Origin of the sequence: Paracoccus sp. SCN 68-21 (assembly GCF_001724535.1) — a bacterium.
Taxonomy (GTDB): domain Bacteria; phylum Pseudomonadota; class Alphaproteobacteria; order Rhodobacterales; family Rhodobacteraceae; genus Paracoccus; species Paracoccus hibiscisoli.
On the sequence record NZ_MEES01000083.1, the window covers coordinates 1 to 7448 of the forward strand.

Genomic DNA, 7448 nt, shown 5'->3' on the forward strand with positions numbered 1-7448 from the left:
TGCGGTAGCGGATCGGGGAAGGCTTCGGCATGCCCTCGACCTAACCCTCAGGACGCGCTCAGTGAATCCCCATCACTGAGATGTGCAACAAGGTCCATGGGCAGGGTCATGCCGTATTGCAGCTCGCAATAGGCCTTGGCCTCGGCCCCGCTGGCCAGCTCCTGGTTGAAATCGTTGGAGGGCACGGCCAGCACCACCAGCCCGCGCGGGGCATAGGCGTCGTGCAGCGCCTGCATGTCGGCCAGCTGGCCCGCGAAGCCGCACATCGAGGCGGTGTTGACCACCAGCACCGGGCGGCCCCGCCACCCTGCCGTGTCGTAATCGCCCCCGTCCACCGACGGAAAGGTAAAGCTGGGCACCGCCTGCGCGCGGGCGCGGGTCAGGCCCAGGGCGGGCAGGGCGGTGGCCAGGGACAGGAAAAGGCGGCGTTTCATGGGCTTTCTCCTTTTTGCGGGGGGTCAGGACGGTCGGCGGGTTTGGACAATGCGGGCGGCCAGGGCGGCGACAGAGAGGGCGGCGATGCCGATCACCGGCCAGTTGCCCGCGCCCCAATTGGCGGCGATGATCGCCACCAGCGCCCAGATGACCGCCGCCGGATAGGCCCATTCGCGCGGGCGCAGCGACTGCACGCCCAGGGCCAGGGCGGCCACCGCGATCAGGCACAGGATGGCGGCCATCTGCGCGGACAGCACGCCATGCCCGCCCAGCCAGATCCCGACCGAGGCGCCCGAGGCCGCCGTCAGCCAGCCCGCATAGAGGGCAATGGGCGGTCCCTCCAGCCAGCGGTCGCGGCGTCCGGCCCAGATCATCGCGACGATGGCGCTGACCAGCATCGCCAGGATCATCAGCGTGGCCAGCCCCGGCAGGCGCTGCGCCACCGGCAGCCAGGCAAAGCCGATGGTCAGGCTGACCAGCAGCGGCGCGCGCAGGGGCAGCCAGTCCTCGTCATCCGCGCGGCGCCACAGGCCGAAGGCGGCGCCCGCGATCAGCCACAGATAGATCACCCCCCAGATGGAGAAGGCCCAGCCCGCCGGCTGGATCGGCGGGTTCTGCTGGGGGATCGGAAAGCGGTCGGGGTCATAGCCCGCAAAGCCCGGAAACAGCAGCGGAGAGGCCGCAAAGGCCAGCGCCGCGACAAGGACCAGGATCGCCAGGGTTCGGTTCGTCATCATGTGCCTTGAGGGAGTGTCGGGCGACAAGGGTGCCCTGTGGCGGGCGTTTGTCAACGCCCAAGGCCGCGCGGCAGTTGCCATGCGCCCCGGATCGCGGCATGGATAGGGCCCCCGCAGACCGGCGCGACCACGCGCCGCAGCCCCAGGCCCGTGCAGACGATGAAACTGAAGGATTTCGCCAAGCTGGTCGGCATGTCCGCCACCACGGTCAGCCGCGCGCTGAACGGCCATCCCGAGGTCAACGCCCAGACCCGCGCCCGCCTGATCGCCGCCGCCCGCCAGCACGGATACCAGCCCAACGCCCATGCCCGGTTCCTGGCGATGGGCCATGCCAGCACCATCGGCTGCGTCATCCCCATCGGCGGGCGGAATGAGATCGTGAACCCGATCTATGCCGATTTCCTGGCAGGCGTGGGCGAGGAATGCGCCCGCCGCCGGTTCGAGATCAACCTGACCGTGGTGCCTGAGGAGGAACAGCCCGACGCCTATCGGGCGCTGTCCTCCAAGGGGCTGATCGGGGGCGTGATCGTGCAGTTCCCGCGCCATGACGACCCGCGCCCGGCGCTGTTGGACCGGATCGGGCTGCCTTATGTCGTGCATGGGCGGGTGACGGGGCATGACGGCCCCTATTCCTGGGTCGACGTGAACAACCAGCGCGCGTTCCAGCGCGGGACCGCGTTCCTGCTGCAGCTGGGGCACCGCCGCATCGCGCTGATCAACGGAGATGAGCGGCTGGATTTCGCGCGCCGCCGCCGCGACGGCTATCTGCGGGCGCTGGCCGATGCGGGGGTGTCCACGGACCCCGCGCTGATGGCCAGCGGAGAGATGACCGCCGCATACGGCTATGCCCAGGCCCGGCGGCTGCTGGGCGGGGCGCGGCCGACCGCGATCCTGTGCGCGGCCACGATGATCGCCACCGGCGTGCGCCAGGCCGTCGAGGAGGCGGGGCTGGTCCTGGGGCGCGATCTGTCGGTGCTGACCTTTGACGACGATCTGTCCTATTGCGCCAACCGCGAGGCCGTGCCCGTGTTCAGCGCCATGCGGTCGCCGGTGCGGGTGGCGGGGGCGCGCTGCGCGGCGCTGCTGATCGACCGCATCACCGGCGGCCCCGGCGACCCGGTCCAGGAGTTGCTGGAGGCGGAGCTGGTGATCGGCCGGTCGACCGCGCCGCCCGCCTAGGGCATCGCCGCGCGCAGGGTCGCCTCATGGCCGAACCCCAGGATCTGGCCTTCGGAGGCCAGGTCGGTGATGCGCGGGTCGGGGGCCAGCATCGGCTCCAGCGCACCGGCGTCGTCCAGGCGGCGCAGCGTGCGGGCCAGGGTCACCACCTGCGCCGCGTCCAGGCAGGGCCAGTCTGCCGCGTCCAGGCGGCCCAGCATCGAGGGATAGACCTCGGCCAGGACCACGGGGGCGTCCTGCCAGGGCTGGAACGGCCAGACCGCCGCGCCGGGGCGGCTGCGCAGGCGGTTCAGCCAGGGGATGCCGGTCAGGCTCTGCGCGCCGACCGCGCCCGCCCCGGCCAGCTGAAAGGGCGATTTGGGCCGTGGCCCGCCCGGCACCGGGGTTTCGGTGACGCGATGAGGGGGCAGGACGGGCGGCGGTCGCAGCCGCGGCAGGTCGGGCGTGGCCACGCGCCGCCCATCCCCCCAGAAGACCGCCGCGCCCAAGGCCCGGTTCATCCCCGCCGCCACGTCGCGATAGTTGCTGGCATTGCTGTCGTCGTCCCGGTGCAACGCCGACAGATGATCCCACAGCGCCAGCGCGCAGCCCCGCCCCGTCAGCCGCGCGGCCAGCCCGTTGGGATGGCCAAAGGCGAAATCGGCCCCGATCAGCACTCGCTGTCCGGTCCGCCGGGCCCGCGACAGGGCGCAGCGCAGCTGTTTCCAGGCGCGCTGGCGGGTGTCGGGGTTCGACAGGCTGCCCGCGTCGCAGCCCAGCCAGATGGAATTCGCCCCGCGCACCGGCCTGCCCGCCGCAGACCAGTCCAGGATCAGGATGCGGTCAAAGCGCGGCAAGGCGCGCCTCGGCCAGGGCCAGATCGGCGGGGGTGTTGATGTTGGCAAACGGGTCCGGCCCCTGCCAGACGGCGATGCCGGGATGGTGCCGGGCGGTGAAATCGCGCACCCGCCGCTGTCCGGCGGCCAGGGTCGCGGCCAGATCACCCCTCAGCGCCACAGGCCACAGCCCGAAGGTCGGATGATCGCGCGGGGTGCCGTGGCGATCGTGGCTGGCGGCCAGCGCCAGGCCCGACGCGCCCCGCGCCGCCCAGAGCCGGGCGGCCAGGTCGGCAGGCGGAAAGGGCGAATCGCCCGCCACGGTCAGCACATGGGCCGCGCCCTGGGCCGCCGCCCAATCCATCGCCGCCAGCACCCCCGCCAGCGGTCCGGGATGGTCGGGCAGGCTGTCGCCCACCACCGGCAGGGCCCAGCCCGCCCATCGCCCCGGATCGCCATTCGCGTTCAGCGCAAGCCGCCCCACCTGGGGCCGCAGCCGGTCCAGCAGATGCGCCAGGATCGGGCGACCGGCCAGCAGGACCAGCGGCTTGTCCCCGCCGCCCATGCGGGTGGCGCGGCCTCCGGCCAGGATCATCGCGGGAAGGGGGGCGTGGGTCATGGCGGCACAGTGCCCTGCCGCGGGGGGTGGGACAAGGGGCGCGGCTATTCTTGACATCTTTCGTCGGATTCCTTACCCGACCATTAACGTCATCTATCGGCACCGATCCCGGGTGCCCCCGTTTCGCGGTCCGCGACCGCCACGCCCAAGGAACCGAACCCATGACCGATCTTGGCACCACTCTGGCGGCGCTGCCGCTGTTCGGACTGATCCGCGACGGCGGCTGGACCATGTGGCTGATCGCCGCCCTGTCGGTCGTGACGCTGGCCGTCGTGCTGTGGAAGCTGTTGTCGCTGTGGCGGCTGGGCGTCTGGGGCGGGCGTCATTCGGCCCGCGCCATCGCGCTGTGGGGTCAGGGACGGCGGCGCGAGGCGCTGGACGCGGTGCGGGGGCGGCCCTCGGCCCGGGCGCGGGTGGCGCAGGCCGCCATCGGCACCGCGCTGGACCCGCGTTTCGACGACCGCGCCGCCCGAGAGGAGACCGCCCGCGTGGCCCGGCAGGCGCTGTACCGGTCCCGCGAGGGGCTGCGCGCGCTGGAGCTGATCGCCACCATCGCGCCGCTGCTGGGCCTGTTGGGCACGGTTCTGGGCATGATCGACGCGTTTCGCGTGCTGCAAAGCGCGGGCAACCAGGCCGACCCGTCGGATCTGGCGGGCGGCATCTGGGTCGCCCTGCTGACCACGGCGGCGGGCATGGCGGTGGCCATCCCGGCAGGCGTCGCCCTGTCCTGGTTCGAGAGCATCGCCGACCGCCTGCAATCCGACCTGGAGGATCTGGCCACCCGCGTCTTCGTGGCCCCCGTGCAGACGGGCGCCACCCCGCGTGACGCCCTCCTGCGCCGCCCCGGACCCGCGGCCTTGGCCGGCGCCCCCGCATGAGCGCGGTGCTGGATCTGGGCCCGCGGCGGCATCCGCGCCGGATGTCGCTGACGCCGATGATCGACGTGGTGTTCCTGCTGCTGATCTTTTTCATGCTGGCGTCGCGGTTCGGGATGGATGCGGTGCTGCCCATCGCGGGCGGGGCCGAGGGCGCGGCCAGCGACTGGCAGGGCGCGCCGCGTCTGGTCGATGTGGCCCCCGATGCGCTGAGCCTGAACGGCGAGGCCCTGGCGGCGGAGGATCTTGCGCCCGCGCTGTCTGCGCTGTTGCCCGATCCGGGCGCGGGGGTGATCCTGCGCCCGCAGGAGGGCGCGGACCTGCAGCGGCTGGTCGATGTGATGGACCTGCTGACATCGGCGGGCATCGGCAACCTGATCCTGATCGAGGGCCCGTGATGCGCATCGACATGCCCCCCCGCCGCCCGCGCGGCGAATCGATCATTCCGATGATCAACGTGGTGTTCCTGCTGCTGATCTTTTTCCTGCTGACCGCGCAGATCGCGCGGCCCACGCCCTTTGCGCTGACCCCGCCCGACAGCCGGTCCGACCAGCCCGCCCCGGTGCAGGACGTGCTGTTCCTATCGGCCGAGGGAGAGTTGGCCTGGAACGAGGCGCGCGGCGATGCGGTCTGGCCGCTGATCCGGGCCGCGGCGGGCGACGCCCCGGTCCAGATCCGCGCCGATGCGGCGACGCCCGCGACGGTGGTGGCCACGCATCTGGCGCGTCTGCGCCGGATCGCGCCGGGCGGCGCGCAGCTGGTCGTGAACGGAGGATGAGCATGGTTTCTCGGCGGGTGCTGGAGACGGCCGGGGTGTTCACCATCGCCGCGGCGCTGCATGTCTCGGCGGCGGTGATGATGCTGCCGCAGGAGGCGCAGCGCGGCGCCGGCGCGGATAGCGCGCCCGCCCAGGTGGCCGCAGGGGGAGAGGCGGTGCAGGCGATGGTCGCGGATTGGGAGAGCCCGCCCGAGATCGCCATGCCCCAGCCGATGACCCCCCAGGCCGAACTACCCGACATGCCGATGCCTGCGGCGGCCCCGCCTGCGATGCCCGCCCCTGCGATGCCGACGCCGCCCATGCCCGCACCCGAGGCCCCGGCTACCATGCCAAACCTGCCGCCGCCACCAGAGGCGGTGCCCGACGTTGAGCCGGCCTCGCAGCTGGCACTGGATGCCTCCAGCCGTCCCCAAGCGCGTCCCGAACGGCGCGCGCCCCCCGCGCCCACGCCGCAGCGCCAGGCCCGCCCCCGCGATCCGGCGCCCGCAGAGGCCGTGCGCGGCGACCGTGATCAGCAGGCGCAGCGGGGCGGTCAGGGGGGTAGCGCCGCGCAGACCCGCGAGGCTGGCGGCGGCGGCGGTGCATCGGCCAGCGCGGCGCAGCGCGACAATGCGATGGCGCAATGGAGCGGGCGCATCCAGAGCTGCATCGGGCGCCGCGCCTCGGCGCCGCGCAACGCGCGCGGGCAGGGGACCGTGCTGCTGGCGCTGACGGTGGGGCGTGACGGGACCATCCGGGGGGTGGGCGTCGCGGGCTCATCCGGGGATGCCGCGATGGATCAGGCCGCGGTCACCGCCGCGCAGCGCGCGCGCCGCTGCCCCGCAGCGCCGGCCGCGCTGACCGAGGCTGCCTATCCGTTCCACCTGCCCATCCCCCTGCGCTGACCGGGACCGGCTGCGCAAGCCGCCCCCATCGAAGGGGCGTCTTGCGCCGGGGGCTGCGCCCCCGCTGTCCTGCCCCGCAACCGTCCGCGTGTGGCGGGACCGATCAGGCGCGCGGATGCGGGGGGTCCGGGGGGTGCAGCCCCCCGGGGCTCCGCCGGACCGCAGGCCCGGCAGGTGCGCGCCCCGTCAGGCGTGGTGCAGCACCAGCGGGCGGCCCTGATGCGTGCCGACGCGGATCGGCGTCTCGTAGAGTTCGGACAGCCGCGCCTCGGTCAGCACCTCGGCCGCGGTGCCCTGGGCCACAACGCGCCCGCCTTTCAGCGCGATCACGTGATCGGCCCAGGCCGCGGCATAGTTGATCTCGTGCACCACGATTGCCACGCTGCGCCCGCCCTGGTCGACCAGCCCGCGCAGGCGGGCCATCAGGCTGCGGGCGTGGCTCATGTCCAGGTTGTTCAGCGGCTCGTCCAGCAGCATCCAGTCGGTGTCCTGCGCCCAGGCCATCGCGATATGCGCGCGCTGCGCCTGCCCGCCCGACACCTCGTCCAGGAACCGGTCCGCCAGGTCGGTCAACGCAAAGGCCTTCAGTGCCAGCCAGACCTGCGCCTGATCCTGCGGGCCGGGGCGCCCCTTGTGATGCGGCCAGCGGCCAAAGGCCACCAGCTCTGCCAGGCGCAGCCGGCTGGCGATGGCGGTCTGCTGGCCCAGGATCGCCATGACGCGGGCCAGCCGGTCCGTGGGCGTCGTCGCCACGTCGTGACCGGCCACGGTGATGCGGCCCTGTTGCAGCGGCTCCAGCCGGCCGATCAGGCGCAGCAGCGTCGACTTGCCCGCCCCGTTCGGCCCGATCAGCGCCGTCAGCCGCCCCTTGGGCAGGGTCGTGGTGATGTCGTGCAGGATCGGCGTGCCGCCGATCGCGTGGCTGACCCCTTGGATCTGGATCATCGGATGCGCCCCTTCAGCAGCAGATACAGGAAGAACAGGCCGCCCGCGAATTCCACGACGACCGACAGGGTGGCGGCCTGGCCCAGCTGGCGTTCGAACAGCCACTGCCCCCCCACCAGCAGGATCGCCGCCGACAGCGCCGCCGCGGGCAGCAGCGCCGCGTGGCGCGCGCTGCGCATCA

The 7448-nt window shown here is 73.1% G+C and carries 11 protein-coding genes; 5 read left to right on the forward strand and 6 right to left on the reverse strand.

Annotated elements, in window-relative coordinates:
• Positions 1–47: 47 nt before the first annotated feature.
• Together ABS73_RS16515 and ABS73_RS16520 are read right to left on the reverse strand one after the other, a co-directional pair.
• The gene (locus tag ABS73_RS16515) at positions 48–434 is read right to left on the reverse strand and encodes a redoxin domain-containing protein (protein ID WP_277021210.1); all 387 of its coding nucleotides are present in this window, start codon (positions 432–434) and stop codon (positions 48–50) included.
• A 24-nt stretch (positions 435–458) separates the two neighbouring features.
• On the reverse strand, positions 459–1169 hold the full coding sequence (locus ABS73_RS16520; RefSeq protein WP_277021213.1) for a TspO-related membrane protein: 711 nt from the start codon (positions 1167–1169) through the stop codon (positions 459–461).
• 162 nt (positions 1170–1331) lie between these two features.
• Between ABS73_RS16520 and ABS73_RS16525 the strand changes: the two genes are divergently transcribed.
• A complete protein-coding gene (locus tag ABS73_RS16525) occupies positions 1332–2351 on the forward strand; it encodes a LacI family DNA-binding transcriptional regulator (protein WP_277021216.1) in 1020 nt (339 codons plus the stop codon).
• On the opposite strand, the gene ABS73_RS16530 is transcribed toward ABS73_RS16525, so the two are convergent.
• Together ABS73_RS16530 and mobA are read right to left on the reverse strand one after the other, a co-directional pair.
• A complete protein-coding gene (locus ABS73_RS16530; RefSeq protein ID WP_277021219.1) occupies positions 2348–3187 on the reverse strand; it encodes a hypothetical protein in 840 nt (279 codons plus the stop codon). The genes ABS73_RS16525 and ABS73_RS16530 overlap by 4 nt on opposite strands.
• Positions 3174–3785 carry a molybdenum cofactor guanylyltransferase MobA gene (mobA, locus tag ABS73_RS16535; protein WP_277021222.1) on the reverse strand — a complete coding sequence of 204 codons (612 nt, stop codon included), beginning with the start codon at positions 3783–3785 and terminating at the stop codon, positions 3174–3176. Before mobA ends, ABS73_RS16530 begins: the two co-directional genes overlap by 14 nt.
• A gap of 161 nt (positions 3786–3946) precedes the next feature.
• Between mobA and ABS73_RS16540 the strand changes: the two genes are divergently transcribed.
• The 4 genes from ABS73_RS16540 to tolA are packed head-to-tail and all read left to right on the forward strand — an operon-like array spanning position 3947 to position 6322.
• A complete protein-coding gene (locus ABS73_RS16540; protein WP_277021226.1) occupies positions 3947–4663 on the forward strand; it encodes a MotA/TolQ/ExbB proton channel family protein in 717 nt (238 codons plus the stop codon).
• Positions 4660–5058, forward strand: coding sequence for an ExbD/TolR family protein (locus ABS73_RS16545; RefSeq protein WP_277021228.1), 399 nt, complete (start codon positions 4660–4662; stop codon positions 5056–5058). The genes ABS73_RS16540 and ABS73_RS16545 overlap by 4 nt, the downstream gene beginning before the upstream one ends.
• Entirely contained in the window at positions 5058–5438 is a 381-nt protein-coding gene (locus tag ABS73_RS16550; protein WP_277021231.1) for an ExbD/TolR family protein, read from the forward strand. The genes ABS73_RS16545 and ABS73_RS16550 overlap by 1 nt, the downstream gene beginning before the upstream one ends.
• Positions 5435–6322 (forward strand): cell envelope integrity protein TolA, encoded by an 888-nt coding sequence (gene tolA / locus ABS73_RS16555; protein ID WP_286693566.1) that lies wholly within the window; start codon positions 5435–5437, stop codon positions 6320–6322. The genes ABS73_RS16550 and tolA overlap by 4 nt, the downstream gene beginning before the upstream one ends.
• 186 nt (positions 6323–6508) lie before the next feature.
• Here the strand turns inward: tolA and ABS73_RS16560 are convergent, their stop codons facing one another.
• Entirely contained in the window at positions 6509–7267 is a 759-nt protein-coding gene (locus tag ABS73_RS16560; protein WP_277021236.1) for an iron ABC transporter ATP-binding protein, read from the reverse strand.
• Positions 7264–7448: iron chelate uptake ABC transporter family permease subunit (locus ABS73_RS16565; RefSeq protein ID WP_286693567.1), on the reverse strand; the 185-nt coding region annotated here is incomplete at its 5' end. The genes ABS73_RS16560 and ABS73_RS16565, both read right to left, overlap by 4 nt.